This window comes from Ravibacter arvi (assembly GCF_039540405.1).
GTDB classification, from domain to species: Bacteria; Bacteroidota; Bacteroidia; order Cytophagales; family Spirosomataceae; genus Ravibacter; species Ravibacter arvi.
Genome location: NZ_BAABEY010000026.1, coordinates 156,593 through 183,031, shown reverse-complemented (window position 1 = coordinate 183,031; position 26,439 = coordinate 156,593). Strand labels below are relative to the sequence as shown.

Annotated in this window: 19 protein-coding genes; 9 read left to right on the top strand and 10 right to left on the bottom strand. The window is 49.3% G+C overall.

The window, feature by feature from the left end:
- The 3 genes from ABD852_RS15235 to ABD852_RS15225 all read right to left on the bottom strand — a co-directional run bounded on the left by ABD852_RS15235 (nt 1) and on the right by ABD852_RS15225 (nt 3,736).
- Complete coding sequence (locus tag ABD852_RS15235; protein WP_345030419.1) at nt 1–1,314, bottom strand: TolC family protein; 1,314 nt, start codon at nt 1,312–1,314, stop codon at nt 1–3.
- A gap of 45 nt (nt 1,315–1,359) precedes the next feature.
- The gene (locus ABD852_RS15230; protein ID WP_345030417.1) at nt 1,360–1,815 is read right to left on the bottom strand and encodes a GbsR/MarR family transcriptional regulator; all 456 of its coding nucleotides are present in this window, start codon (nt 1,813–1,815) and stop codon (nt 1,360–1,362) included.
- A gap of 121 nt (nt 1,816–1,936) precedes the next feature.
- Complete coding sequence (locus ABD852_RS15225) at nt 1,937–3,736, bottom strand: hypothetical protein (RefSeq protein ID WP_345030414.1); 1,800 nt, start codon at nt 3,734–3,736, stop codon at nt 1,937–1,939.
- A gap of 266 nt (nt 3,737–4,002) precedes the next feature.
- On the opposite strand from ABD852_RS15225, the gene ABD852_RS15220 reads away from it, so the two are divergent.
- The 4 genes from ABD852_RS15220 to ABD852_RS15205 are packed head-to-tail and all read left to right on the top strand — an operon-like array spanning nt 4,003 to nt 6,236.
- The gene (locus ABD852_RS15220; RefSeq protein WP_345030411.1) at nt 4,003–4,437 is read left to right on the top strand and encodes a DUF3592 domain-containing protein; all 435 of its coding nucleotides are present in this window, start codon (nt 4,003–4,005) and stop codon (nt 4,435–4,437) included.
- An 11-nt stretch (nt 4,438–4,448) separates the two neighbouring features.
- Nucleotides 4,449–5,132, top strand: a complete 684-nt coding sequence (locus ABD852_RS15215; protein ID WP_345030409.1) for a hypothetical protein — start codon at nt 4,449–4,451, stop codon at nt 5,130–5,132.
- A complete protein-coding gene (locus ABD852_RS15210; protein ID WP_345030406.1) occupies nt 5,133–5,672 on the top strand; it encodes a hypothetical protein in 540 nt (179 codons plus the stop codon). It begins immediately after the preceding gene.
- Between the two features lie 39 nt (nt 5,673–5,711).
- Nucleotides 5,712–6,236: a DKNYY domain-containing protein gene (locus ABD852_RS15205; protein WP_345030403.1), complete on the top strand. Its 525-nt coding sequence runs from the start codon at nt 5,712–5,714 to the stop codon at nt 6,234–6,236.
- A 335-nt stretch (nt 6,237–6,571) separates the two neighbouring features.
- Here ABD852_RS15205 and ABD852_RS15200 read toward each other — a convergent pair whose 3' ends face one another.
- Together ABD852_RS15200 and ABD852_RS15195 are read right to left on the bottom strand one after the other, a co-directional pair.
- The gene (locus tag ABD852_RS15200; protein ID WP_345030401.1) at nt 6,572–8,068 is read right to left on the bottom strand and encodes a metallophosphoesterase family protein; all 1,497 of its coding nucleotides are present in this window, start codon (nt 8,066–8,068) and stop codon (nt 6,572–6,574) included.
- Between the two features lie 171 nt (nt 8,069–8,239).
- Nucleotides 8,240–9,685: a hypothetical protein gene (locus ABD852_RS15195; RefSeq protein WP_345030399.1), complete on the bottom strand. Its 1,446-nt coding sequence runs from the start codon at nt 9,683–9,685 to the stop codon at nt 8,240–8,242.
- Between the two features lie 532 nt (nt 9,686–10,217).
- On the opposite strand from ABD852_RS15195, the gene ABD852_RS15190 reads away from it, so the two are divergent.
- On the top strand, nt 10,218–11,120 hold the full coding sequence (locus ABD852_RS15190) for a TIGR01777 family oxidoreductase (protein WP_345030398.1): 903 nt from the start codon (nt 10,218–10,220) through the stop codon (nt 11,118–11,120).
- A gap of 134 nt (nt 11,121–11,254) precedes the next feature.
- Here ABD852_RS15190 and ABD852_RS15185 read toward each other — a convergent pair whose 3' ends face one another.
- The 5 genes from ABD852_RS15185 to ABD852_RS15165 all read right to left on the bottom strand — a co-directional run bounded on the left by ABD852_RS15185 (nt 11,255) and on the right by ABD852_RS15165 (nt 19,090).
- Nucleotides 11,255–12,922, bottom strand: coding sequence for a RagB/SusD family nutrient uptake outer membrane protein (locus ABD852_RS15185; RefSeq protein WP_345030395.1), 1,668 nt, complete (start codon nt 12,920–12,922; stop codon nt 11,255–11,257).
- Between the two features lie 12 nt (nt 12,923–12,934).
- The gene (locus tag ABD852_RS15180) at nt 12,935–16,327 is read right to left on the bottom strand and encodes a TonB-dependent receptor (RefSeq protein WP_345030393.1); all 3,393 of its coding nucleotides are present in this window, start codon (nt 16,325–16,327) and stop codon (nt 12,935–12,937) included.
- 199 nt (nt 16,328–16,526) lie between these two features.
- Nucleotides 16,527–17,576 carry a FecR family protein gene (locus ABD852_RS15175; RefSeq protein WP_345030391.1) on the bottom strand — a complete coding sequence of 350 codons (1,050 nt, stop codon included), beginning with the start codon at nt 17,574–17,576 and terminating at the stop codon, nt 16,527–16,529.
- Between the two features lie 300 nt (nt 17,577–17,876).
- Entirely contained in the window at nt 17,877–18,467 is a 591-nt protein-coding gene (locus tag ABD852_RS15170; protein WP_345030388.1) for an RNA polymerase sigma factor, read from the bottom strand.
- Nucleotides 18,468–18,841: 374 nt separating this feature from the next.
- Nucleotides 18,842–19,090, bottom strand: a complete 249-nt coding sequence (locus ABD852_RS15165; RefSeq protein ID WP_345030385.1) for a hypothetical protein — start codon at nt 19,088–19,090, stop codon at nt 18,842–18,844.
- A 650-nt stretch (nt 19,091–19,740) separates the two neighbouring features.
- Here ABD852_RS15165 and ABD852_RS15160 point away from each other — a divergent pair.
- The 4 genes from ABD852_RS15160 (at nt 19,741) to ABD852_RS15145 (ending at nt 26,383) form a co-directional block, all read left to right on the top strand.
- Nucleotides 19,741–22,725, top strand: a complete 2,985-nt coding sequence (locus ABD852_RS15160; protein WP_345030383.1) for a DUF6923 family protein — start codon at nt 19,741–19,743, stop codon at nt 22,723–22,725.
- A gap of 266 nt (nt 22,726–22,991) precedes the next feature.
- Complete coding sequence (locus ABD852_RS15155) at nt 22,992–24,806, top strand: ligand-binding sensor domain-containing protein (protein WP_345030380.1); 1,815 nt, start codon at nt 22,992–22,994, stop codon at nt 24,804–24,806.
- Nucleotides 24,781–25,365: a hypothetical protein gene (locus tag ABD852_RS15150; protein ID WP_345030378.1), complete on the top strand. Its 585-nt coding sequence runs from the start codon at nt 24,781–24,783 to the stop codon at nt 25,363–25,365. Before ABD852_RS15155 ends, ABD852_RS15150 begins: the two co-directional genes overlap by 26 nt.
- The gene (locus tag ABD852_RS15145; RefSeq protein ID WP_345030571.1) at nt 25,316–26,383 is read left to right on the top strand and encodes a T9SS type A sorting domain-containing protein; all 1,068 of its coding nucleotides are present in this window, start codon (nt 25,316–25,318) and stop codon (nt 26,381–26,383) included. Before ABD852_RS15150 ends, ABD852_RS15145 begins: the two co-directional genes overlap by 50 nt.
- Nucleotides 26,384–26,439 lie beyond the last annotated feature (56 nt).

Here is a 26,439-nt window from a genome sequence, read left to right as displayed (position 1 = left end):
TTAATTGCCTTGTAAGTATTCCAGTTCAACAATTTGGGCCAGGCTCTGCAGGTGTGCGATCAATCGTTTCCCCCTGATGGCGGTCAACTCATCCTGCAGCTGCTTCATCTGTATCATATCAATAATGCCCTTTTGCAACTTCATTGTCGAAAGCCTGACATTTTCACGGGCGAGCGCCTCCTTCGATTTCAGTGAGGCCAGCTCCTCCATTGCCCGGTCGTAGCCGATCTTTGCGGCCAGGAAAGCCTTGTTATCGCTACTGTCGCCGGCCTCCCTTTCTGCTTGCGCCAACAGCACATTTTGAGTATCTTTTTTGAGCTGGTAGTGCATCCGCGCCATATCAAAGATGGGGACGGACAGGCGAAGCCCCACATAGCCGGAAGAAAACCATTTCGAGCTTGTTATGAAATCGAGCTGGCTGCCAAAGCCAAGCCGGCTGTAACCGCTAACGACCGATAGTTTCGGGTAAAGGGCCGCCCGGGACTGCGCAAGGGCTGCCCTGGAGAGCTCGACCGCCAGGCTATCCACGATAAAATCCGGTGTGAGCTTCGCGCTGAAACCGGGCGGAGAAACAGCCTCCGCAAGCGTAATGGCGACCGTATCGATGTGCATCGAATCGGCAAGAGGAAATCCCATCCAGAATTTCAGATCCAGGAGCGATTGCCGGTAAGAGGCCCGCACACCAGCTACCTCATCCGCCAGGTCTTCCAGCAAAGCCAGTGATTGGTTGACCGCGATCTGGTCGGTAATACCTTTTTCAAAATTCAGCCTGATCAGCCGGTCGCTTTCCCGGAAGTCCCGGAGCCGGTCCTCAGCCACAAGGCAATCCTGCCCGTTCAGGGCGGCGGCGTAGTAGGCCATCCGGACGTTTTTAGCGATCAGTTTCTGCCCGGAGAGGTGTTGACCAGCCTTCAATTGCTGCTCAAGCAGGGAAGTTTTGATTGCCTTCCATGCAGCTACATCGACCAGGCTCAGGTCAGCCTGCAGCTCGGCTTTTCCCATCCAGGGGGTTCCCAAACGGATCGGGACAAAAGTGCCCTGCGGCTGACCGAGCAGCTCGCCGGGGAATACCTGGACGGGTATTTGCCAGTAATGGTCCAGTGAAGCCGCCCCCGAGACTACTGGCAGCAGTCCGGCTTTGGCCTGGCCGGCGGCAATTGCCGCAACCGTTACCTTCCGGCGGCTTGCCAACAATTCTTTGTTATGCGCTGCGGCGTACGCCAGGCACTCGTCCAACGTCCACACGGATTGGGCGGAACAGACCCCGTTGGTTACCGTCAGAAGAACGAATAGCCCCAAGCATGTCGTTCTCAATTTGTTCTTTAAGTTCATTATTAAAAGAACTAAAAAGTTAAAATTTTAACCATCGAGTTCAATGGTTCTTTTCCAACGTTCCAGGATAATCGGGAACTCGATCAACAGCATTTTGTAAAGGACGGAGATTTCGCCAAGCTCTTTATCGAACTGGTCCTGAACGTCCCGGGCTTTCCTGACATCCTCAAGGATGCCAAAAAACTGTTGATAACGCGAAATCATTTCTTTTTCGTTGAACAGGCTTCGCATATTGACATAAAAAAAACGCCTGCGCTTTCCGCCAACCGTCCGAAAACCGGCCATTCCCGATGTGGTCAGCATCTTAAGCGCATTGGATACAGCACTTTTACTGACCTTGAAATAGTCGACCAAATCTTCAAATACGGCGCCTTCACTGCCTTGAAGCAGCAGGTACACAAAAACCCGCGCTGCTACCGGAGTCAGGCCCATGTGTTCCAAAAGGCCGCTATGCTGTTCAATTCGCTCCCTGTTTTGCTCCAAAATATTTAATTATCTAACTGACTGTCAAATGTAATATCATTTAGTTCTCCTAAACAAGAACCAAATGATAAATATTTCGGGAATTTGGTTCTTCTGTTCCGGCCGGCCGGTCTGCCCTACGCTAGTCAGCATCCAACCCTCTCAAAAATACTTCCAGGTCTTCGTCCCTGCCCAACCCGAATTTTTGCTTTAGCCTGTATTTTGACATCCTTACGCTTTGCGCTTCAACATGGAGAGCCTGTGCGATTTGCTTCGTAGGCATTTCCAGATAAATGTAAGCGCAATATTTCAGGTCAAGCGGTGTGAGTTTCTGGGTAGCTCTTTCTGTCAGTTGGTTGAAAAAGCCGGGATGCAATCGCTGTATCTGCATTTTGACCGCTTCGAAATCAGCGCTCACCATCATCTCCTCTTTTAAAAGCTTGCGGATGCGGCCGGCGTCACCCTCCTTCATCTTATCCTGTATCTGCCGGAACATATCATTTTTATACGCTATGTGCAGCGAATTTGCCAATGCTTCCTTTTCAAGCTGCTGACGTTTCAGCTCCAGCAGCTCTTGCTCGGCCTTTAGCCTGGCCTGCTCCTCCTTTTCAATTTTCAGTTGTAATGCGGCCTGCCCCCGGGCTTCTTCCAGTTTTTTCTCCCGTTCTTTTGAATAGCGCAGCTTAAAATGATAGGAAGCAAACATACAGCCCAGGGCGAACAGCAAGGCGAGTGCAATTCCCCCATACAGAAGGTTCTGCTTCTTCCGAAATTCCGCCTGCACCATCAACAGTTTTAATTGCTGGTCTTTTTTCCCGGTTTCATACTGAATTTCCAGTTTTTGAGCGTTCAGGAGCTGCTGTTCATCAAACGTTTTTTTCAGCAGCTCCTCGCCTCTTTGCCGGTAGGCCAGGGCCGCTTTAAAGTCGTTTCCTGCCAGGGCTATGTCAGCAAGCTCCCGGTTGACCTGGTACTCCAGTTTATAAAAGTGCCCGCCCGTACCTGTCATCCGGCTCAAACCCTGTAGCAGGTATTGTCCGGCAAGTGGCAAATCACCTTCGGCCCTGGCAAAACTGCTCCTGATACCGTACACATTGATCCATTTTTCGCCGGTAGCCAGCTTGCGCATTAGTTGCTCCTCGGCAAGAGCGAGATAACCAAAGGCCTTCTGTTTGCGCGACTTTATATCATCAACTGAAAATTCAAGGAAATGATTGGCTAAGTTGATGCATGTGATTGCAAAGGTATTTCCGCTTACCTTCCTGCTTTTTTCCTGCAGCTCGTAAGCGCGCATCAGGTATTGATAGCTGCTGTCGGGCAGGCCCTGTTGATGCGTTCTTTTATACCTGGCCAAATACATACTGGAAATACCGTTGCATACATTGGCCTGCAGGTTTGCTTTCGCCGCCCGGACCGCATACCGCTCACAGTTCCGAATATACTTTTCCATCTTTTCCTCATCCTCCCATTTGCTGTAAACCCCGTAAAGAAGATAATTGAGATGGTATTTTGTAACCACGTCCTCATCACTGCCTTCCAATAACCGGAGGCCGGCCAGTGCATCCTTAACAACAGCATCCGGGCGGTTCAGAATATTGTTCAGGTACGCGCTTGCTCTGAAAGCAACAGCTTTGGTTGTTGTATATTTTGCCCTTTCAGCATTTTCCAGGCTTAAATCCAGCAGTTTTTTACCCTTCAGCAGGCTATCCAGCGACAAGTACAAGCCGCTTTGATGTGCGTACAGACAGGCCAGCTCGTCCGGAGTGGTCGCAACTGCAAGAGCCTTATCCAGGGTAAGGATAGCCTCTTCCGCTCTATTCTGTAGTTGAAGCTGCTCCACTTTTTCAAGCGCCAGCGTTGCGGCCGGGCTCAGGCGCTGCGCCCGGACCCACGGGCTTAACAGCAACAGGAACAGGTATACCAGGTTTCGTATCTCTATCATTGGTCAGCCAAAATAATAAAAAATATAGGCTGACCGCCACACGGGCATCGCATCATCGACCGGTCGTATACCAATGCGCTTACTAACAGACCCTCTAAAATTGTTGTAGACGCTTTGTATACAACAAAAAAAAGGCTGTAGATGTATTGTGAAGCCTGCGGGGGCATCCTTTTTAACGATACTGCGATATTTGCTGCGAAGAAACAGCGGTCTACCGTGCTACCGATGTACCACATGTTTTTTCTGCAAGGCCCAACCGAATAAAAATGTCAGACCTCATACACGGGATTTTACTGGTTCTGGGCCTCGTGCTGGTTGTGCTCGGGGGTAGGCTTTTCATTGCATCCCGAAATCTTTTGGCCACGGGTACCAAAACCTACGCCACGGTTATCGATAATGTCCGCACACAGTCCCGCGATGGCCACGGCACATCTGTAATGTATGCGCCTGTGTTCGAGTATGAGGCAAACGGACAAAAAAAGACCTACGTACCCAATACCCGTTCCAACCCGCCCGCTTACGACGTTGGTGAAAAGGTACCCATTGTCTATAGCTCAGAAAATGCGTCACATGTACGTATTGTATCTTTTTGGGGAATTTACCTGGGCGCTAACATTTTGTTCGCAATGGGATTGCCTATGATACTGTTGGGAGGGGGCTATTTTTTATTTAAAACATTTGAGCTCCATAACCATTACTAAATCTAAACGCGATGTTTTTTGTTATCAGCCGGGTAAAACAGGCCTCGTACGCGGCCCAGGGGTTGCAAAACCCTGAGAACCCCTACCACCCTATGACTTTGGTCGTTTATCATACGCTTATGAGCGCAGCGGTTTGCAGCGTATACTCTAAAAAGGCATTCTGCGAGTTCCGGGACGAGACAGAGGGGAAAACGATTTCCAGGAGTCTTTGGACGGCCGAAATGAAGGCTTATTCCAGGCAGAAAGCGACCGAAGTGCCCAAGCCTCCTTTTATCTTCAAGCTCACTATTGCCGGGTGGATAGGGATCCTGCTGGTGGTTGCTTTTTTGGGGCTAATGGCTTATGACGGCATGAAGCCACCGCGGGCCAGGTTGGAAAAAACCATGTCGATGGAAAGAGTGCCGGGTATAGGCGATATCTATTTCGGGCATTTTGAGACCTACAAAGAAAAAGGCAACCCGCTGGGCGTAAAAACCGGCTATGGGTGGTTCCGCATTGAAAAAGTGTCGGGCGAAGAATTCTATATTGCCAAAAGCAAAGAAATGAGCCAGGTGCATCGGCCGAAGGAGCAGCTCAGCAGCACAGATTTTGAACCGGAGCATCTACCGTTGAAACTGTCGGAACAGACCGGTTACAACCTCCGGTTCCAATCAGCCGATGGGTTGACAGAAGTTTACATAATCGATAAAAAATAAATGACCGGCAGAAAAATAATGGGCATAATCGTATTGGCCATCGCGTCGTTTTGCTTGATCCTTTATGCGACGGTAAAAACAAAGTCAAAAAACGTGGGACAATACGAGCCTTTCAAAGAATGGGTAGGCAAAACCGTGGTTCTCAAACGCGAAACCGTACTATTTAAAGAGAAAAATGCAAACGGCAAGTATCCCTATCTCCTGGCGGACAGTCTGCATCCACAATGGCCATATATCCGGGACCGTAAAAATCTTACCGATCCGGATCTGGCAGAGGTAATGAAATTCCCTGCAGGCGCCAAACTGGAAATAGAAAGAGCAACACAATTTACCAACGGCGTTTCCGGCACCTCCTCTCCTACCATGTCCGGCACCCTCCATTCGGGCGGAAACCTGTATAAAATAAGCTATCAGTGGGGTGAAATGGACATTGCGAAATTTTTTGACAAAATCGAAAAATGCTGGCGGTTCCACCAGGCGCCCTGGCAGGACAAAACAGATACTGCTTTTTATGCGCTGCCCCAGGCGGCATGGTGGTAATATAAACTTCAAACAGGCGGGCATTCAATACAAAAGGTCATGAGCAGAAAGGCACTGGGTCATCATTTCTTTATTATCGACAACCAATTCATACTTCAGTTCGACAGGAAAGTCTACAGAAAGCATTACCCTGTCATTGATTTTTCCAGTTTTGAGATTATAGCAAGTAACGGCTCCGGTTTTCATTATTTCCGCGATAAAAACCATGTTTATATTGACAGTTACATGAATACATTTGCCGTCCTTCCCGGTGCGGATCCGGATAGTTTTCAGATACTGGACTTCAAAAACGGCAGGAGTACATCCGCAGAACACGATTACCTGTTCGATCAGAAACTACCGCACCGCTTTTCTGAATATGAGCACTTATCCGGGCTGTACCAGCGGGTCGGCAACACCATCTATTTTAACCATGTTGGTGAAGTGGCAGGGGCAGATCCGGCGACATTTGAAGTCTTGCACGGGGATAAAGTCGGGAATGCAGCGCGGGACAAGCACCATGTCTATTTCCGGGAACACATTGTGGAAGAGGCGGATGCGGAAACTTTTCATTTTCTTGAGTAATGCTTCAATGGCGCCTACTACCGTGAATGCGACCATACCTTTTATGCTTGCGACAAGAATTTCGGGTTTTATATTGATACCACGGCAAAGGCCTTCAAAACAATCCGGACAAAAAATCCGGGGCTGTTTCGGTTTTTGGTTATCGATAACCTTGGGTATGCCTGTGATGAACGGCACTATTACCTGTTTGGCAAAAGGAAGTCAAAAATCTAGCTCAACAAGGCCGGCAACAGTGTAAAGAGAAGGGGCATTTTGCCCTTTATCTATCGAGGGTTCAACGCGCCGGCTAATATACTGTACGCTTCCCGCCCTTAGCGGCATTCCGGAAATCCGGCTCAGTTCACGCTGCGGATCGATATTTGCCTGACTTCGCCGGCCCCGATATCAAACTTAACGTCCACCACCGAGTAGTCGCCGCTAGCTATGACTTGCTTTATTTGCGCCCCTTCGACGGTATATTTCCCTTTTTTCATCACAAATCTTGCGCCGCAGTCTTTAAAGGCCGAGGGAAAACGGTTGTCCAGCCTGGCCACATTTCGGCTTTGAGAGCCGTCGTTGGGGGCCTGGAAGGTCAAAAGCATATTGGGTTCCAGGGAAGCGTAATCAGCCACGGGGTTGTTTACAATCCTCAACGCTTCGGTAAAAGTATAATTCCCGTCTTCGACTGTAAAAACCCTGAAGAAACCGAGTACTTTCTCCCATTCCGACACAGATCCGCTCCTGCTTATGCTACCGGGCCTGATGCTGAGGGTCGGAACCTTCCCGACCAATTCCCGGAAAGGCTTGTGATTATGTCCGTTCAGGACCAGTCGGATACCGTGGCGGTTGCAGAACGCCGTATCGATACGATCGGGCCGGTGCTGGGCCAGGATCGTGATTTTCCCCGGCCCCTCGGTTTCCATAAAACGCCTCAGCACATCGCCCTGCAACCCCGAAAGCGGAGCGCGATCGGGTACGTCGATCACCGGATCCCCCAGGTAATCGTCCAGGAAGAGCACCCTGGTATCTCCGTAGGACATTCCGAACGTCCTTTTTCCGCAGAGCCGGTTCCATTGTCCGGACTTAGCGGCGAAATCGCCGGCATCCATACCATAAAAATCGTGGTTCCCCGGTATACTGAATGTAGGGGAAATCAAGCCGGACACTCCCTTAAATCCTTTCGCACCTTCGAAATAGTTCCTGAACTTCTCCTCCGCTGACGGCTTCTGATCGGGCCGGGTGTGTAAAATTCCTCCCCAACCCAAACTGTCGGCGCTCAGTCGTGTGTAATCATGAATAAGGTCGCCGGTCATAATAATAAAATCCGGAGCGATGATATTCGCGATGTCCACAAATTTGTCAAAGAGCTCCAGCTCCTTGGCATAGCCGTTTTCCTGCGAACCCACCCACTGACGCGAAACGTGAGGGTCGCTGATGTGGATAAAGCGGTGCTGTTTCTTATATTCCAGGATTACCTTCACCGACCTGACGGAACGGTGACTTTTTGGGCCGGTGAATATGACCAGGTCATACAAATCCTCCGGCGTTCCGCGCGGAACACCCGCCCGGATCCTGGTATTCACCGATGCTTTTGTATATGAATCGAACAAATGGTTTCCCTTGTCTATATGGTCAACTGCAACCCTGGCCTGATAATAAGGCCCTTCCAGGCGTATCGAATCGATTGCTACCGGCTCTTCATTATCGAATAAAATATCGAACTGGCCGCCCTGTAATACGATGACAGGCGCAGCCCGCCAAGGGTACCGAATACCGTCCGCTTTTAAAGGGCCGTACCCGGTGAGCGAACAGATCAAAGTGAAGACAAAAAAATATGGCTTGTAGCGGCTCATTGGTAAATTCTCATGCTGTCAGCATTAAAAGGCAACACCTCGCAGCATTTAACCGGTCAACCCAGCCGGGGCCAACGACCTAACGGGGTACGGAGTGCTTACTGGTATCCGGCGAATACGGTTGTTACCACCTTCCTGATAAGCACCCTTGTGAAATCAACTTTAGAAATTTCATTTTTTGATTAGCCGCAAGGGTGCCTGCCCCCCAATCCGGATTAAATAATGTCCCGGGTTTAAATCGCCTAGATCCAGGTAATCTTTATCTGAAGTTACTTGCCACGTCTTCAATACGTTTCCGCGAATGTTGAGTAGTTCGGCTTTGGTATTGAGCCCTCCTTCTATCCAGGCACCGCTTACCGCCGGGACAGGGTATACCAGAGGTTGTCTATGTCCCGCCATGTTGACCGAAACGATCGGACTAAGACTATAGGATCCATCCAGGTCTACAGACCGCAACCTGTAGTAGCTGATGGACGAGGCAAGAAATCTATCGGTAAAAGCATACTGGTTAGGCTGCCGGCTGCTCCCTTTTGCCAAAACCGACCCAATGATATGCCAGTTTTTAGCATCTTGACTCTTCTGAATCTCAAAATAGTGACTATTCGTTTCATCGGTTGTTTTCCAATGCAGGTGTGCCTGTCCGGCTTCTTCACTGGCGTCAAAACTGACCAACCTGACCGGTAGCTCAACACAGGCAGCCCGAACTGCATTTAGGTCCCGGCAATCACCCAGGTTATTGTCAATGCTTACCAGAGCCTCTTCTACGCTCACAAAATCACAGATTGCCTTTATGGCACATTCGCTCAGCGCGTCGTTATTAGTAATTGTCACCGAACTCGTTATTTTTTTCAGGCTACTTAGTCCGTCTAATGAAACCAGGGCGGGATTGCGGAACACAATTAAATCCCCGATCTGCTCTACGTTTGACAGCCCGTCAAGGTCGGGCAACGAAGGGCAATTGCTTATATACAACCATTTATCGATAGTAGTTAGGTTGGCTAGCGCACTGATATCAGCCAGGGAGGGCAGATTTTGTAACCATAATTCTTCCGTCTGGGTAAGATTTTCAAGCCCGGCCAGACTGGTTACCGGAGTGCCCACTGAAATATCGAGGACTCCGGTGACTGTCGTCAGGTTACTCAGTGCAGTCAGATCGGTGAGCGAAAGATTCTCACTTATGCTCAGCGTATTTATGGAGGTAAAATGTTCCATCCCCCTAAGGCTGGACAACGCACTGTTATTTTCTAGTCTAAGCCACAGATCATTAATTTGGCCAAGGCCTGTCAGGGAAGTCAGGGATCCGTTTCCTAATATTTGCAACGCACCTCCCGAGCTGGTAATGTTGTTAAGGCCATTCAGATTGGTAATACTCGTACCATTAATGACCAGTTCTCTCGTCACACCCGTTATTTGCGCCAGGCCGGACAGGTTCGTAATGTCAGTACCGGAAATACGAAGAATCCCGGGTATTACCGTACAGTTGGGATAATTCGACTTAAAACCATCCACTGCGGCCTGTGACCTAAAGTCTATCGCGTTACTGACAGGCACCGGGCATTGCGACCAACCGGCCCGAAATATAAGAAGGAGGAAAATAGATAGAAGTAGGTTCTTCATACGCAGGTTACCCGGCTAATGTTAATAATAAGAATTTTGTACGTCTTAAGCTCCAAAAGAGAAAAATCATCGCACCGGAGACTCCACCTTACCCGGAGCCATCCCATAGCAGCGCAAAGTGAATCAATTCTTTCTTACCATAATATCCCTCTTTTGGGGGACGTAAACCTTATCAGTTGAAGCTGCGTTGTACCCGGTAGTTTCAGCGGGGGCGGAGCAAAACGCAGTGGAGCCGAAGGATCTCTTGTTATAAAAAACCTCTGACAGGGATTGGGTATAGGGAGCGAGAGACACCTCGGCTGCGCTCCGGGATGACCCTCCGGTAGGCGCACCTCTCAATAGTATTGTCAATGGTAGGGATGTATTGGAACCGAGGCTTGTCAGGGCAGATTATTTCGACAAGCAATACAATTCCCAAACCCGACGGCGTTAAACGTATAAGCGAGCGAATGCCGCTGCAATTCCGGTTGTCATCAACCGGTCTTCAACCCGGCATACCTTATGCTTTAGAAACACCTTATCGTAATTGAAAATGAAAAGCATACTCATAGCCGGCGGGACAGGTTTTGTCGGAAAGCACCTCATTTCATTTTTAGCCGGGAGAGGGTACACTTTGCATGTATTAACCCGGAAACCGATTGTAGATACACCCGCCAATACTCATTTTTTCAGATGGGATATTGACAAAAAATATATCGACAGAAAAGCTTTCGAAGGCGTCGATACGATCATCAACCTGACCGGGGAAAATATTGCGGGTAAGCGGTGGACCAGGCAACGCAAAAAGGAAATTGTAGAAAGCAGAGTAAAGCCGATCGGGTTGTTACATCAGTACGTGGCAGAAAATGGATTCAGGATAGCTACTTTCATTTCATCCTCTGCAGTCGGTTTTTATGGCACCACGACAACCAACGAAATTTTTGATGAAACATCGGAAGAAGGGGATGGCTTTTTACCCGCTGTTTGCAGAGACTGGGAAGCTTCCGCCCAAAGGTTCAGCGACTCAGGTGTCAGAACCGTCATTTTAAGAAAAGGTATCATTACCGGGAAAGACGGCGGAATGGTTAAAAAAATATCTCCAATGGCTAAAATCGGGATAAATGTCTCTTTAGGCAGCGGCAAACAATTTATGCCGTGGATCGACATTCGCGATCTGGTTAAGATTTATGAGTTTATACGCTCCAATCCGCAAATGGAGGGCGTCTATAATGCCGTCGCCGGCCAGCACATCACGATGAATGAATTTTCAAAATCCTTATTACAATCTTTCGGAAGGAGGAGTTTCCTGCCCAATCCACCTTCTTTCCTGATTCGGTTGGCCTTTGGCGAGATGTCCACCATGTTGTTAGCCGGCTCAAGAGTAAGCAATGAAAAACTTAGGAAAGCCGGCTTTCAATTTGAATATGATACTATCAAAAAATCACTCGGTAGCTAGAGTAGAAGTAATGGCCCGAAGGTCTACCCCAACGGTACCATGCCGGCTTTCAGGAACAGAGAAAACTTCCCGATAACCATGAAAAAAAGCGGTCCCGGCTTCTATTCCGGGACCGCTTTTTAGCTCCTTCGGCGTTAGTTGTAACCCGGGTTTTGTTCAAGCAAAGGATTTTTGTTGATCTCTGCCTGCGGGATCGGTACCAGGTAATTACGCTCATGGAATGCCCTGGGGTTGAAGTCAGACACCGTGTAAGTTTTGCTTCCGTCGGCGGCTCTGATAATGGTCATCTTTCTACCGTCCTCATTCAGCCTTTCGGGCGCAATTTTCCATCTGCGCACATCAAACCAGCGGTGCTCTTCAAATGCCAGCTCTATCCGCCGCTCATTCTGCAGCCTTTTCAAAAGTGCCGTACCGCTTTCCGTGATGTCCGGCATCCTGACGCTCTCACGCTTTCTGACCATATTCAAATATTCCCGGCATGTCTCCTCATTCCCCAGGTAGTACATGGCTTCGGCGTAATTCAACAAAACTTCGGCGTAACGAATGAATATCCAGGGAGAATTCCCCTGGTTTTCCTGGCTGGGGTTAACAATGGTTTCATCGATAAATTTCCGTAGATAATATCCCGTAAGTGTCGCATTCCACCCTGATAAGGCGCCTTCATTGCTGTCCTTTCCCCCTGGTAGGAAAGTCTCCACCGGCCTGCCCTGAAACGGCGCCCCGTCGTAGAGGATACTGGCGTAAAAGCGCGGATCCCTGTTTACATAAGGATTCTGCGGATCATACAAGGGGTCTTCGGCAGGCAATTTACCGCTAACCATCTCATAATCATCCACTATGTTTTGCAGAGGATGCGTTTGCCCAAATCCGCCGTACCCGTTCGGATACTGCGAGAGCTCGGTCCGGACCGCCTGTGGATCTACCGAGGAATCAAATCCGCGTGACCATATCACTTCAGAGTTGTAACTGTTTTTTTTGAGGAACAGCGCCTTGTAGTCGGGAAACAGGGCGTACTGATTCAGGTCAATCACCGCCTTTGCGGCGGCGGCGGCATCCTCCCATTTCTTCGCTGCATTACCGGCGTTGTTCAAAGGACTGGCCCTGTACAGGAGTCCCCTGGCCTTGAGCGCCAGGGCGGCACCCTTTGTAATCCGTCCGGCATTAGCCGCATTAAAGGTCAGCGGAAGCAAGGCTGCTGCTTCATCAAGCTCCTTAACAACGAAATCCATACATTCGTCGTAGGTATTGCGGGGTACATTGAAATCGTCGTTCAGTGTAAAAGAGCTTTCGATCAAAGGTACGCCGCCGAAAAAAGCAACCAGTTTGAAATAGGCATGCGCCCTTAAAAACTTCATTTCACCGATCATCTGGTTTTTGACTGACTGGTCAAATGCAGCCTGATCAATATGGTCAAAGAAAATATTACAGTTGGTAATAACCGACCAGTAATTGAAACCTGACGCGCCTGTCCATGAGTCAAGCACTCCAAGTGAAGAAGGCGTAATATTGCCCAGGTTGATAAAGTTGCTGCCATCGCCGCGCTGATACGACTCATCCGTCACACCCGCCAGCCGCTGATGGGCGCTCCCCGAGAAGCCTATGGGCATCAGCCGGTAAGTATTGCTGATAAAGGCATTGATCAGGTCCTTGTCCTTCCACACGGCATCGTCGGAAAAGCGGTCGAGCGGCGCCTTGTCAAGCACGTCATTTATACAGGAAGGAATCATAAGCGTCGTCAGGCCCGTCGCCAGCAAAAACGACATCCTTCTCATCGATTTTATCAGGTATTGAATCTTTTTCATAGGATTAACTATTCAGAAGGTAAGGTTGAACCCGAGGTTGTAAATCTTGCTTTGAGGATAGTAGCCGCCTGACGGATTGCTGTTTTCCGGGTCATAGATCTTTAGCTCATCAATCGTAAACAGGTTGTTGCCGTTGGCGAAAAGCCGGAGGCCGCCGATCTTGAACTTCGACAGCAGCGACACAGGCAGGTCGTAGCCGAGCTCGAGCGTTTTTAACCTTACAAATGAGGTATTCATTAACCAGAAATCCGACAACTGGCCATTTACTTCGCCGCCCGCTCCGGCTTCGATGGTGGGCAGCGTCGGATACTTGGAATCCATGCTTCCGGGGGTGTACCGATTGACTACAAACTCCTGCAGCGCATTGATGGCTATCCGGGCATTCTGATGGTAGTACTGCCATACCCTGGCCTGACCCGCGAAGTTCGCCCACAGCGAGATATTCTTGTAGCTTATGGACATGTTGAGCCCGTAGGTAATCTGCGGGATATTGATTTTGTCTGTCATTACCATGTCGGCGGCATCAATTTTGCTATCGCCATTCACGTCCTCGTATTGCAAATCACCGACTTTGGTTCCCGGGTACACCGGGTTATTGTCGACCTCGTTCTGTGTCCTGAAAATGCCCAGCGCTTTGTAATAGCGGGTCGCCCCTATCACATGCCCTTCTGATTTCTGCCACTCCGGGATATTCGCAGCTTCGCTGATGTCGATGATCTTGTTTTTTGCATACCCCATGTTTCCCGAGATATGGTATCTGATCGCTCCAAATGTGTGGGCGGTAGATAGGGTCAGTTCAATACCCTTATTTTCTACCACCCCGATATTCTCATTGGGAAGCTTGAGACCGGTATAGACGGGCACCGCCAGGCTCCTGGTCGTCAGGATGTTGGACCTTCTCTGCTTAAAGACATCAATAGTGAAGCCCAGCCGGCTGTTCCACAAACTACCGTCAAGCCCGATATTTGAACTGGTCAGTACCTCCCAGGTCATATTGGGGTTGGGCGTTACGCCCGTCGTCAATCCCTGAGAAAATGCGGAGGGAAACCCGAAATGATACCCTTGGTTGCCCAAAGTGTATAACGCCAGGTGCTGGAACGCAGTTACGGCGTCGTTACCCATTTTCCCGTAGGAAGCACGGAGTTTCAGCTCGTCCACCGAACTCAGATCCTTCATAAACTCTTCGCGCGAAATGCGCCAGGCGGCCGAAAGCCCCGGGAAGAAACCGTACTGCTTGCCGGGAGGAAAATTGGAAGAGCCGTCATATCTGAAATTGAAATCCAGCAGGTATTTATCTTTAAAACCATAGCTTACTCTGCCGAAAAAATTGCTCCTCCCGCTTTCGGACCGGATACCGGTTGTCGACTGGTCTACAAGGCTGCCGGCAAACAGCTCGTCTATCGCATAAGAAATGAAGTCTTTCCGAAAAGCCGAAAAACTGCGGTCGTTGTTCAGCTGCTGCTCGATTGCAAAAAAAGTATTGACGTCGTGATCGCCGAATCGCCGCTCATACTTCAGTCTCAGGTTGGTCAGCGCGCTCGTACCACCGTTAAAACTTTCCGTCAGCTGCGGCTTCAGAATCCCGCCCCCGGGCTTTGAAATATATACGTCATTGATTTTGTCATAATCATATACCGTCCAGGGGGTACGCCAGTTTTTAGTGGTCGCTACATCATTGCTGTAAGCAAAATAACCGTCTACTCCCAGGCCTTCCAGCCAGGGCAGGTTAATGTCAAAAGTCGCTTTGGTGAGGAACCGCTGGGTTCTGTTATTGATGTTGCCGGTGGCTGAAGTGGCCATGACGGCCGGGTTCTCACCGTTTTCTATGCCTGACGACGGCAACCCGTTCGGCCAGTATACCGGGATAAACGGCAATTGCCATAGCCGCTGGAAGGTGGTCGAGGTATTGAAGGAAGGGTAATTTCCATTGTCCAGTCCTGCGTTGATATCCAGCCCGACTCTGATATTTTTGCTGACATCCGCATCGACATTAGACCTGATGGTGTAGCTTTTAAAATTGAGGCTGCCTTTTTTAAATATCCCGTCTTCGTTGGAAAATGAACCGGAAACAGAAAACCTGACCTTTTCAGATCCTCCCCTGAGGTTCAGATTGTGGCGGCTCTGGCTGGTGGCTTTCCGGAGTACTTCGCCAAACCAGTCTGTATCCGGATAATTGAGCGGGTCGCTGCCGTCGGCGAATTTTCTTATTTCTTCATCCGTATACCTCGGTCCCTGTCCTGCCTTGACCTGTAGTTCGTTAACATAAGCTGCGAATTCTGCAGAGTTCGCCATCTTGGGCAGGCGGGTCGGCGTAACGATCCCCTGGTTGAATGTATATTCAATAACCGGCTTGCCGGCCTTCCCGCGCCTGGTGGTGATCAAAATCACACCATTGGCGGCCCTGGCTCCATAGATGGCAGCCGAAGCGTCTTTCAAAACAGAAATGGACTCGATGTCGTTTGGGTTGATCCGCTCCCAGCCCGAGACCCCCTGGATCCCGTCTACAACCACCAGCGGACTTGTATTTCCGGTAGTACTTTTTCCCCGGATCAGAATCCCGGAATTGTCTCTTCCCGGCTCACCGGTCCGGTTGGTGGTCACAACTCCGGGCATCATCCCCGCCAGGGAATTGGTGAGGTTTGTCACGGGGTTCTTCTTTATTTCGCTGCTCGACATGCTGGCTACCGACCCGGTAAGTGTTGCCTTCTTCCGGGTACCATAACCGACCACCACTACTTCCTCAAGCGCTTTCTCGTCTACCACCAGGGCAATGTCGATGCTGGTTCTGTCTCCTACTTCTATTTCCCGGGTAGTGTACCCGACGAACGAAAATACCAGCACCGCTTTTTCATCCGGGACTTCCAGTGCAAACATACCCCCGGCATCCGTTATAGTGCCCTGCTGCGTTCCCTTCACCAAAATACTTACGCCCGGCAGGCCTTCGCCATTTTCGCTGGTGACTTTTCCTTTTAAACGGATTGCCGGCAGCGCACCGGCAGGCTTTTCCAACTGGGTGCCGGGATCTGCCTGACCCGGCAAAGGCGCCTCCAACTGCAGGACGATTTTATTCCGCACAATCCTGTAGGTTACCCTGTTGGGACGGAATAGCTCATCGAGTACCTCGGCGATCGTCTTGTCGGTAACCGACATGGAAACATAGCGGGTCACCGGAACTAACTGTGCACTATATACGAACTTCACATTGGCGATGGTTTCCAGTTCCGACAGGATGACCCTAACCTCCTTCTTTTCGGCTTTAAAAGTCACCCTTTTCCCGAGCAATTCCTGTGCGCTTACTACGTTCCCATAAGTATTGCCGGCTGCAATAATGATCACAATTAATTGCACGAAGAACAGTTTCATAACAGTGCCCGACGGCGTTTTGAATTGTCTTGGCTTTTTCATTTATCCAGTTTTTAAAATAAATCCAATGAAGATTTGGCAACAGGCTCCCCTTTTCATTTTTTCAGGATAAAATGAATGGAATAATAGATGTATTGCCAACAGGGAGAATACCGGAAGTATTGCCGTATTTCCGGCATTTTGTCTTTAAAAGTACTGATTTAAATAGATTGTCTCCATCATAAGGTTTAGGGTTAAATTGTTATAAATCACAGCCTTGTCCGGCCACCATGACTTTATCACCGGTTAATTCAAACCGGGCATTCACAGCCGCGCAGATTATCTCGAGCCTGCCGTAAAGGTCATCTTTCGACAGGTCTGCCGTAATCCGGCAATTGTTTAATCTTTCGCTACTTACCTCTATTTTAATACCGTAAGCCTTTTCCAGCTTTTCCAATACCGTCGAGAGTGGTATTTCCCTGAAAACAAAAGCATCGGGTTTGTGGTAATCGTCTCCTTTTTCAATAATCCGGGGGGCGTCGACCAGTCCCGTGACGTACTGTTCACTTCGGGCATAATAGGTAACTTTCCTGTTTGGCGTCAATGTTACCCCTTTTTCTGCGGATAAACCGGCCCGGTCATTGCTGCCGGCCGTTTTTTCGACCATTACCTTCCCTGTGATAACCGCGACTTCAATCGCACCGGACCTCTCCGCTTTCCTTATTGTGAAACTCGTACCCAGTACTTTTGTCACAATATCGTCTGTGTATACAAAGAAAGGTCTACCCGGGTCGCGGGCCACTTCAAACATCCCGTTCCCTTTTAGGTAGACGATACGCTTGTTGCGGCTAAATTCTTTGGCGTAAAATAAAACAGCGCCCGGATCGAGCGTGACATTGCTGCCGTCCGACAGCACAATTTTCCTCGCCACGGTCGCAGCATTTGAAGCCTTCTCAAGCTGTGAAATTTCCGAGTCGGGAACACCGGAGATCAGGGCCTGCCGGAATGGCTGTGACCAATACAATATATACCCGCTCAGCAGGAGAACAGCGGCTGCAGCGACCTTGAAGTAGTCAGATTGCCACCACCTTTTTTCTTCAACAGAACGATATCCCGGTCCCCGGCGCATTTTGGCGCTTATATCCAGCCACATTTCCTTCTTTAGCTCCTCCTCACTTAAACCCGGCCGCTCTTCCTGTTCAGCCTCCAGCGAATCATACCATATGTCCATGATACGCTTCTCTTTTGTCGTCGAGACGCCCTTCTGATATCGTTCCAGCAGCATTAAAAATCCTTTCCAGTATTTTCGCATAACCATCGGCAGGAGATTGGTATTGGCTTTACCTCCCAAATAACAAGTACGGTCAAAGCGGTTCCACCGCAAGAATCTAAGCCAATTATTGAAAAAATCATATCAAAAGACCCAAACTAGCCTAATTTTATTTAAATCATTACATATTCGACATAGAGAAAGATAACCCGGGCCATAGCCTTTCGTTTCGTCCGCTTTCAGACCTCCTGCGAACGGGCGCAACTCCGGGACACGACATATCCGGACCTTTCAAAAAGCTACCGCCTTTGGACCGGCAAATACCGGAAACCGGCCGGGAAGTCAGATCAGTTCGGGAAAGCTAAAATAAAAAAACAGGAGATAAACCACGTAGTCCTTTAAATACTCACGCATCAACCGAAGGGCCTGCGTTATGTTGTATTCAACCGTACGTTCAGGCATTTTAAGGAGTTCCGAAATTTCGAAGGCGGACCTGTGCTCGATGCGGTTCAGCCTGAAAATGTGCTGTACTTTTGGCGGGAGCTGCTCAATGCCGGTCATTATGGCCTGCTGAAGCTCCCGGAAGGCCAGGGTGTCTTCTGTGCTGCGGTTTGTTTCCGGTGACTTTGCAAATACTGACAATTCATATTTTTTCTTGACAATCTCTTTCTTTATGAAGTTCAGGACCCTGTATTTTACGGCGCTGGAAAGATAGCGGTCAAGCTCATCGATGTGCACCTCGTTGCGTCTGAACCACAAGTCCAGGAAAATGTCCTGGATCAGTTCCTTTGCGTTTTCCTGCGACCCGACTTTGCCAACTGCCATGCGATAGAGCTTATGCCAATACCGATCGTAAATTTCCCGGAAGGCACGCTCGTCGCCTGTTTCCAGAAGCAGCACCAGCTCAGCATCATTTACAATTGTGTCTTTCATTGTTTTCCAGTCTCGACGGCATTGACAACTTATCACAACACAAGATGATAAGAAGCCTGACCATACGCGCCATAGTGTCAATTTTTGCAAAGTAGTCGAGAAAAAATCATATAAGCAAAACGTCCGTCGGCGCACTCCGATCTCGTGGGCACCCGGTATAGGTGCGTATCTATGGTTATGTAAAAGCAGGTTTGAGACACGTCTCACCCGACAATTATTAATCGTAACATTTTTGCGCTTTAAATGACTGATTACAAGAGAATTAACAACACAAGCATCGTTTAAAACGGTTGGTAATGCGCTCATTGATGATCACAAATTGATTCCTGCCCCCTTTTTAAATTATTAATTCCCTGGCGGAAACATTGCATGGCTTAGGAGAGGACCAGCTGGGTGACGTTCCCGGAAAAAGAAACATCGGACAGGGCGGTTGCGGAACCTGTCACGACCGATGTAAGCACATAGACTGGATTGACCCTTTCATCGGCCAGGTCATCGGGGTTCTGGTTGATTTCGGTAAGGGGTTCACACCCGGCCAGCGCCGTATCTCCGCTGGCCGGATTTTTGTTCTGCGACCCGTCGGAATTCGCCCGACCCCACAAAATAATCACCCTACTAGACAAAAAAATCACCGTTTTTAGACAAAAAAATCTCTGTATCCAGACAAGATATTCATACTTCAAATAAATAATATTTACACATATTGCCAATATTTATATTTACGATCACACAACTAATTCTACAGCGTTATTTATAAAAAACTACAGATATCACGGGTCACGAAGTCGTCCGCCTCAAATGTGGATTCACTTTCGGCAACCTCAATAACGCTCACCATAAGAAGTCAACTCAAACATTATTCAACGGAAATACTTATGAAATCTCACTTTACATTTTACCCGTCACCAGCGCTTACGAATTTCCGTTGTCTGATACTACCGGTCACAATAGACATCGCGCCCATACAATAATATTACTACCGGCTAAGCGGAACGCACAGAATTTACGTCACCCGAAGCCTGGAATGGTCAGCCCCATCAACAGGGTTTTATTCCGGAATATACTTTTTACAGAAAAATCATTCCGGCATTAAGTCAGTTTCTAATTATACGAATTACGGCGATTAATTCTTTAGTGTTATTCTGTTCTGCCGTCCTTTTTTCTTAACTGAAACCCGCAATATATGTTGCCGACTTAGTAGTCAATAATTTTTACATGAGACAAAATATTTAAAACTTCTACCTTAAAAATTCACGCTAACACAGAAACGTTTATGAAAATAGTCTATTTAACCAAACAGGCGATCAGCGTTTATTTATGCCTAACCCTGACGCTCTGCGCTATTTTTGCCTCAGGGCAAGCGCCAGCGCCTTTTGAGTGCTCCCACCTTGCCTATCAGGTATCAAGCAACGCCGGCTCAAATTCCACCCTTTACAGCTACGACGTGGCATCCGGCACTCGCACCCTTTTACATACGCTTCCATTGAACGTCAATGCTATCGGGTATAATACTACAGACAACTTTATGTATGGTATTGCTGTCACTACCAAAAATTTAGTTAAAATCGGATCAAACGGAAGCATTGAAACTCACGTTATACCCAACCTGCCGACTGCCGACTATAACGTGGGGGATTTTATAGGTGACGGGTATTATTTCGTATATGGCGGGGGAACGCCGAGGTATTACGTGATAGATGTCAACCCCTCCCGTTCCACGTACCTGCAATTGGTTGATCCGACGGCAGCCTTTGTTTTAGACAACAGCCCCTACGGGAACACTTTTAACGGATCTCCCGGGTTGTCCCTTTCGGATCTGGCGTATAACCCTTTAACCGGGTTGCTGTATGGGGTGATAGATCCGCAGGGAGCGCTGGCGTACAGGAGAGTCACCGTGAACCCGCTTACCCGTGCTGTCTCTTTCAGTGCTGCGGCGATCCTCGGAGGCGGCATTCAGTCAGAAACCCAGGCATTCGGCTCGGCCTTTATTGACGCGAACCAGAATCATTTCTATGTATTCGGCAATCAACAGGGCCGGTTCTACAGAGTCAACCTGGCAGACAATACGGCGGTAACTATTTCAAGTTCAGCCCCTGCCGAAAACAATGATGGCGCCAGTTGCCCCAACGCATTTTTAGTTACACCTACTCCTTTCGAGTGCTCGGCACTGGCCTACCAGGTAACCTATTCAGGGGGAGCTTATTCCAATCTTTACAGCTACAATGTTGCCACCGGAACCCGTACGCTTATCAGCGAGCTGACCGTATCCGCAAATGCCATAGGATACAATACCTTAGACAATTATTTATGGGGCGTTATCGCTTCCACTAATCAGGTCGTTAAAATAGGAGCCAACGGAGGCACTGAAATTTATAATATCCCTAACCTGCCTGTGCCTTCGATGGGTTATAATGTGGGCGATTTTATAGGTGATGGTTACTGGTTTGTCTACGACAGGACGGCTACCAGATATTATGTTATTGATGTTAACCCGGCCCGTTCCACCTATTTGCAGCTCGTTGACCCGACGGCTTCATTTGCTTTGGACACCGCGCCCTACGGAAACGCCTTCACCGGTGATCTGGCCGGTTCAATCCTCAACCTGTCGGATGTGGCTTATAATCCCGCCACCGGACTGCTCTATAGCATGATGGACCCTTCCACTACAGGCGGAAACGCGTTTAAAAGCGTGACGATCAATCCGGTTACCACCCAGGTTACGCTAAGTGCGGGAGGCGTGAGCGGAGCAAGCATTCAAACGGAAGGAACCGCGTACGGATCTGTATTTATAGATCAGGCCCCTGGTATTTTCTATGTTTTTGCCAACCAACTCGGCAGGTTCTACAAGATTGACATCAATACCAATACGGCCTCGCTTGTCTCCACCTCTTTGAGTGCAGCCAACAACGACGGAGCGAGCTGTCCGAATGCTTTTCTTACTGCATCCATTTCGGGTAACATATTTCACGATCCTGATGGAGGAAATGTAAACAACAGCACGGGCGCACCCAATACGGTACCCTCCGGGCTTTTCGCCAACCTGGTGAATTCGGCCGGAAATGTGGTGGCCGTTGTTCCCGTTAATTCGGCGGGGATCTATGGTTTTACGGGGACTCCCTCCGGCACCTATACCGTAGTATTGAGTACGACCAGCGGAGTCGTAAACGAGCCTGCTCCGACGCCTGTTCTCCCGACTGGCTGGGTAAATACGGGTGAATTTAATGGCGCCCCGAACACGGGCAATACGGGGCCTGTTGACGGAATCAGCCCGCCGTTTACCTACACCGCAGGGAGTGAATTGGCCAATATCAATTTCGGTATCCAGGAGCCGCCGGTTGCAGAAGTTAAATCATTTAACCTGCCAGCAACACCCGCTGTTAACGATATCATATCACTATCTGCCGGAGGCGACAGCAATACAGGTAATACCCCCGGCAACCTGACCGGTAATGATCCGGATGGCGGCGTACTTAACAGCACCACGGCGCCTTATGGCGTCACCATCAACACAATCCCGCTGGCCGGTACGCTTATTTATGACGGAACGCCAATTACCACAGCCAATTACTATATTCCCAATTACGACCCGACGAAACTCGAATTCCAGTTTACAGGCTCCGGATACAGCAACGTCTCATTTACTTATTCTGTGCACGACGCGGCGGGCGCACAAAGCACACCTGTAAGCTACGCCATTGCGTGGGAGGGCTCACTGCCCGTTAACCTGGTTTCTTTTACCGGCAGAAAAGGCGATAACAGCTCGGTCGCATTAACCTGGATAACATCCTCCGAAACCAATAGCGAAGGTTTTGAGATCGAGCACAGTGTCAACGGCAAAAACTGGATCACGATTGGCCGTTTAGCTTCCAAAGGTGAGAGCCGGGAGTTATCCAGGTATACTTTTACCCATTCTGATCCTTCGAACGGGAAAAACATGTATCGCCTGAAAATGATTGACTTTGACCGGACTTTCGCTTACAGCAATATCATCCGTCTGGACTATCGTCTTGCAGCGGAAGTTTCTGTGTACCCCAACCCGGCAATTGATGCTGTCAAAATAAAAATCGAAGGCGTTCTGAATTCAACCGACATCCGGAATGTAGACATCTACGATTTAAATGGCAGAGCAGTTTATTCGGCTTCAAAACCAACATCCGGAGAAATAGATGTGACCCATTTAAATGCAGGCACTTACATCATCGCCATTCAGCATAAAAACGGTACGCGCTACAACACCCGAGTGATTATTAAAAAGTAACTCACCTCGATCTTTCGCAGGTAGTAAAGGGAGCCCCAGGCAAAATCTGGGGCTCCTTTCTGCTTTGTAGACTCCGTATCAGGTGCTCGCACCCTCATAACGGGTGATCGGTAACCGACAAAACGACGTCCAGGAAACCACAAAAAATTCGAAATAAAACTCGACATTTTTGCCAAGGCGACTACAAAATTTTCACTTTTCTTACAACAGAATTCTATATTTGAAAAAAAGGCGTCTATAGAACAAAAAACACTGCATTGCCTCCCATGCGTCTACCTCTTTTACCGGCCCTTCTTTGGCTGTGTCTCCTGCATCCGTGTACTGCTGCACCGGCAGGACCAGGCCGGTATTATGTCCGCCAGTTTACGGACGAAAACGGTCTTCCGCAAAACAGCGTTACCGGGCTCGCACTCGACGAACTGGGATTTGTGTGGGTTGCAACCCAGGGTGGCTTGGCGCGCTTCGACGGCCAGCACACCTTCGTTTATGATAAAGAAAAACTGGGCACCCGGAGTAGCCGGATGATTCGCCTGACGAGCCTGGCCGGGAAAAGCACCCTCTACAGCGTCGACGAGTATTTCCGGCTGATCAGGATAAAAAACGGCAAGGCTTATCGGGTAGATAAGGATGTAAAAAACGGGGTGGCACTGCCCGCCCTGCTCCCTTTACTTCAGGATACCTTATCCCGGATGAAGGTGGACACGACCTACACATCCGAAAACTACCCGAAGTACGAGTTTATACCGATGGGTCCGGACCGTTATGCCGTATATACCGACGAGAAGATTGCCTTTCTTGACGCATCGGGAATAATTGGCATTACCGCTTTTCCCGGCACCCCATATTTCAATGAATTTCCTTCAGAACCCGAACACAGGACAAGGGTTATAACCGATCAGAAGCAAAAGGTTTGTGTGGAAAATTTCATGAACGTAGACAATGTCTTATTTTATCATCTTCATGGTGAGGGAGTCAATTTCAAGCTGATTTCCGAACATGAAGTCAGGTCTGTAACGTTAAGAGGTGATATCGAAAAGCACCCGGCCTTTCTTAAGAAAAAGAGCCATATACGCTCATTCAGGAACCGCATCCACGGACAGGCATTCGCCTATCTGGAAGGCTCGCTTTATTTGATCCGGTACTCCCCCGATACCGGGCATCTTATCACCCGTTTGTTGCTGGATAATTTCGACCTGGAAACCAGTATGGTGGTGAAAATGCTTTACCAGGAATCCAGTCAGACCTTATTTCTGGGCAGTATTGCAAAGGGCATATTTGTAGTGCGTCAAAAGGTATTCGACGTAGTAAAAGATCAGTACAATAGTGACTTTCATAACATCTTCTACGCCCATCTTCCTTTTACGGATTCTTCGGTTCTTACACCTGAAGGACTGGTACTGGACCGGCAACACCGCGTCCCCGTACAGATAAGGGGATTAGCCTCGCTGCGTCCGCCTGCCGAACGATTTTCGATGCTCAAAGACCGGGCGGGAAATTTCTGGATCGCAAAAGGCAAACAATTTTATTGCCTTGATGCAAAAGGGAATTTCCTGCAAAGCGTGACCGACCGGGACGGCGGCTTTGGCGAACGTAAGTTGTGCCGGGGATTGGGAAATGACATTTGGGTGGGTTCGAAAACCGGGCAGATCGGATATATTGACCTGGCCGCCAAAGACGAAACCAAAAATGCCAGGGCAATTGTCAGGATTAACGGAAAGATCGGCTGTCTTCTTCAGACTCAACGCGGCGAACTCTGGATCGGTACCAGCCAGGGGTTGATGCGCTATGACAGCTTGCAAAGAAGAACGGAGCTTATTAAAGGACTTGAACAAATGGATATCAGGAGTCTCTATAGCTCAAATCCCCGTGAGATTTGGATTACCACTTATGGTGACGGCTTTTTCCTACTTTCGAACGGAAGGCTAACCCGGCTGCCGGCCGACCGCGAAGGCTTTCTTAACCAGGCCCATTGTATAGTAGAAGATAAATTTCACGATTTCTGGATACCTTCCAACAAAGGCCTTTTCCGCGCTCACAAACAGGACCTTATTGACTATGCGGCAGGGAAGGAATGTATTTAATGACATTGATGGAGGGAATGTCAACAATAGCTCCGGAGTTGCCAATTCAGTCCCTTCGGGTTTAAATGCCAACCTGGTCGATGCCAATAGCGTCGTGGTCGCTACCGTGCCCGTGAATGCCGACGGAACCTATAGTTTTCCGGCTACCGGTCAGGGCGACTACACTGTTAGCCTGAGCACCAACGCCGGCGTGCCCGGATCGCCGAAACCGGCCGAACAAATGCCGGCCGGATGGGCCTACACCGGAGAATTTAACGGCGTCCCGGATACGGGAACAGATCCGGCTGTCAACGGGATCAGCGAGGTATTTACCGTCGCGGCTACCGACGTAACCAATATCAATTTCGGCATACAGGGTCCCCCCGTAGCCGCGGACGATGAAAAACTCGACCAGCCCGCCGGCACAGCTGTTACCGTGTTCAATATCCTTGCCAACGATACGGATTTCGGCGGTGTTCCGCTTTCGCCTGACAATATCAGCTTACTAGCTCCCCCCCGGCGCTACGGGTATCACAACCGACGGCCAGGGACACACCACGGGTTTCACCGTACCGGGTGAAGGCGCCTGGGTTCTAAACAGCACCACAGGCGATGTGACCTTCACTCCCGGAACAGGTTTTACCGGTAACCCTACCCCGATTCAGTACACCATTACCGACAGCGGGGAACTTACCAGCGCACCCACCAACATTACCGTCACCTATCTCCTGGAGCCGCCGGTAGCAAACAATGATATCAGCGAAAACAACGCTGCGGGGACCACTGTCGCCCTGAACATCCTGACCAATGACCTGATCTCCGACGGAAGCCCTGCCACGACCACCAATACCTCGGTTACGCTGACCAATACCGGATTACCAGAAGGAAGCATTGTTGCAGGCAATACCGTCACCGTACCCGGCGAAGGCGTCTGGACCTACGATCCCGCCACGGGAAATCTGACTTTCGACCCGGATACGGAATTTACAAACAATCCGACACCGCTGACCTATACACTTACCGAAACCGCAACCGGTTTGTCTTCAAATGCGATTGTCACCATCACATTCTCTTCACTGCCGGTGACACTGATCGCTTTTGACGGCAAAACCACCGCCGAAGGCGTGGTGCTTACCTGGTCTACCGCTAACGAAGCAGACTTCGACCGCTTCGTGATTGAGAAAAGTGTCAATCCCAAAGCAGGTTTCATCGCACTTGCAGAAATATCGGCGGGAAATGGCAAATACGCCTACACCGATACCCATACCGGCTCAGGCAACACCTACTATCGCCTGAAAATGATCGACATAGACGCTTCCTTTGAGTATTCAAGAATCATTTCTGTGCAACCCGCTAAAGACGTAAATGCGGCGTTCATCTATCCTAACCCGGCTGTTGGCAAAACCTTCCGGTGGAAAAAGTCGATACAACCAGATACTTTCCGTCTGTTAGACCCCGCCGGCAATGTGGTTCCCGCCCGGGTACAGGAACAGGCGGATAGTTTTGAGTTCAGCGTTCGGGGCGCGCAGCCCGGGTTGTATGTCCTGGAATGTATCGCGAATGGAAAAACATACCGGTATAAGCTTATTGTCGATTAAATAAAGCAGGTACCATTAAGCGTGGTGCCCGCGGCTGTCCCGGTATAAGATCCGGG

Bases quoted from the DNA above. Each gene is read 5' to 3' on its own strand.
- ABD852_RS15225 (WP_345030414.1), bottom strand. From the start codon at position 3,736: ATGATAGAGATACGAAACCTGGTATACCTGTTCCTGTTGCTGTTAAGC.
- ABD852_RS15220 (WP_345030411.1), top strand. From the start codon at position 4,003: ATGTCAGACCTCATACACGGGATTTTACTGGTTCTGGGCCTCGTGCTG.
- ABD852_RS15215 (WP_345030409.1), top strand. From the start codon at position 4,449: ATGTTTTTTGTTATCAGCCGGGTAAAACAGGCCTCGTACGCGGCCCAG.
- ABD852_RS15210 (WP_345030406.1), top strand. From the start codon at position 5,133: ATGACCGGCAGAAAAATAATGGGCATAATCGTATTGGCCATCGCGTCG.
- ABD852_RS15205 (WP_345030403.1), top strand. From the start codon at position 5,712: ATGAGCAGAAAGGCACTGGGTCATCATTTCTTTATTATCGACAACCAA.
- ABD852_RS15200 (WP_345030401.1), bottom strand. From the start codon at position 8,068: ATGAGCCGCTACAAGCCATATTTTTTTGTCTTCACTTTGATCTGTTCG.
- ABD852_RS15195 (WP_345030399.1), bottom strand. From the start codon at position 9,685: ATGAAGAACCTACTTCTATCTATTTTCCTCCTTCTTATATTTCGGGCC.
- ABD852_RS15190 (WP_345030398.1), top strand. From the start codon at position 10,218: ATGAAAAGCATACTCATAGCCGGCGGGACAGGTTTTGTCGGAAAGCAC.
- ABD852_RS15185 (WP_345030395.1), bottom strand. From the start codon at position 12,922: ATGAAAAAGATTCAATACCTGATAAAATCGATGAGAAGGATGTCGTTT.
- ABD852_RS15180 (WP_345030393.1), bottom strand. From the start codon at position 16,327: ATGAAAAAGCCAAGACAATTCAAAACGCCGTCGGGCACTGTTATGAAA.
- ABD852_RS15175 (WP_345030391.1), bottom strand. From the start codon at position 17,576: ATGCGAAAATACTGGAAAGGATTTTTAATGCTGCTGGAACGATATCAG.
- ABD852_RS15170 (WP_345030388.1), bottom strand. From the start codon at position 18,467: ATGAAAGACACAATTGTAAATGATGCTGAGCTGGTGCTGCTTCTGGAA.
- ABD852_RS15160 (WP_345030383.1), top strand. From the start codon at position 19,741: ATGAAAATAGTCTATTTAACCAAACAGGCGATCAGCGTTTATTTATGC.
- ABD852_RS15155 (WP_345030380.1), top strand. From the start codon at position 22,992: ATGCGTCTACCTCTTTTACCGGCCCTTCTTTGGCTGTGTCTCCTGCAT.
- ABD852_RS15150 (WP_345030378.1), top strand. From the start codon at position 24,781: ATGCGGCAGGGAAGGAATGTATTTAATGACATTGATGGAGGGAATGTC.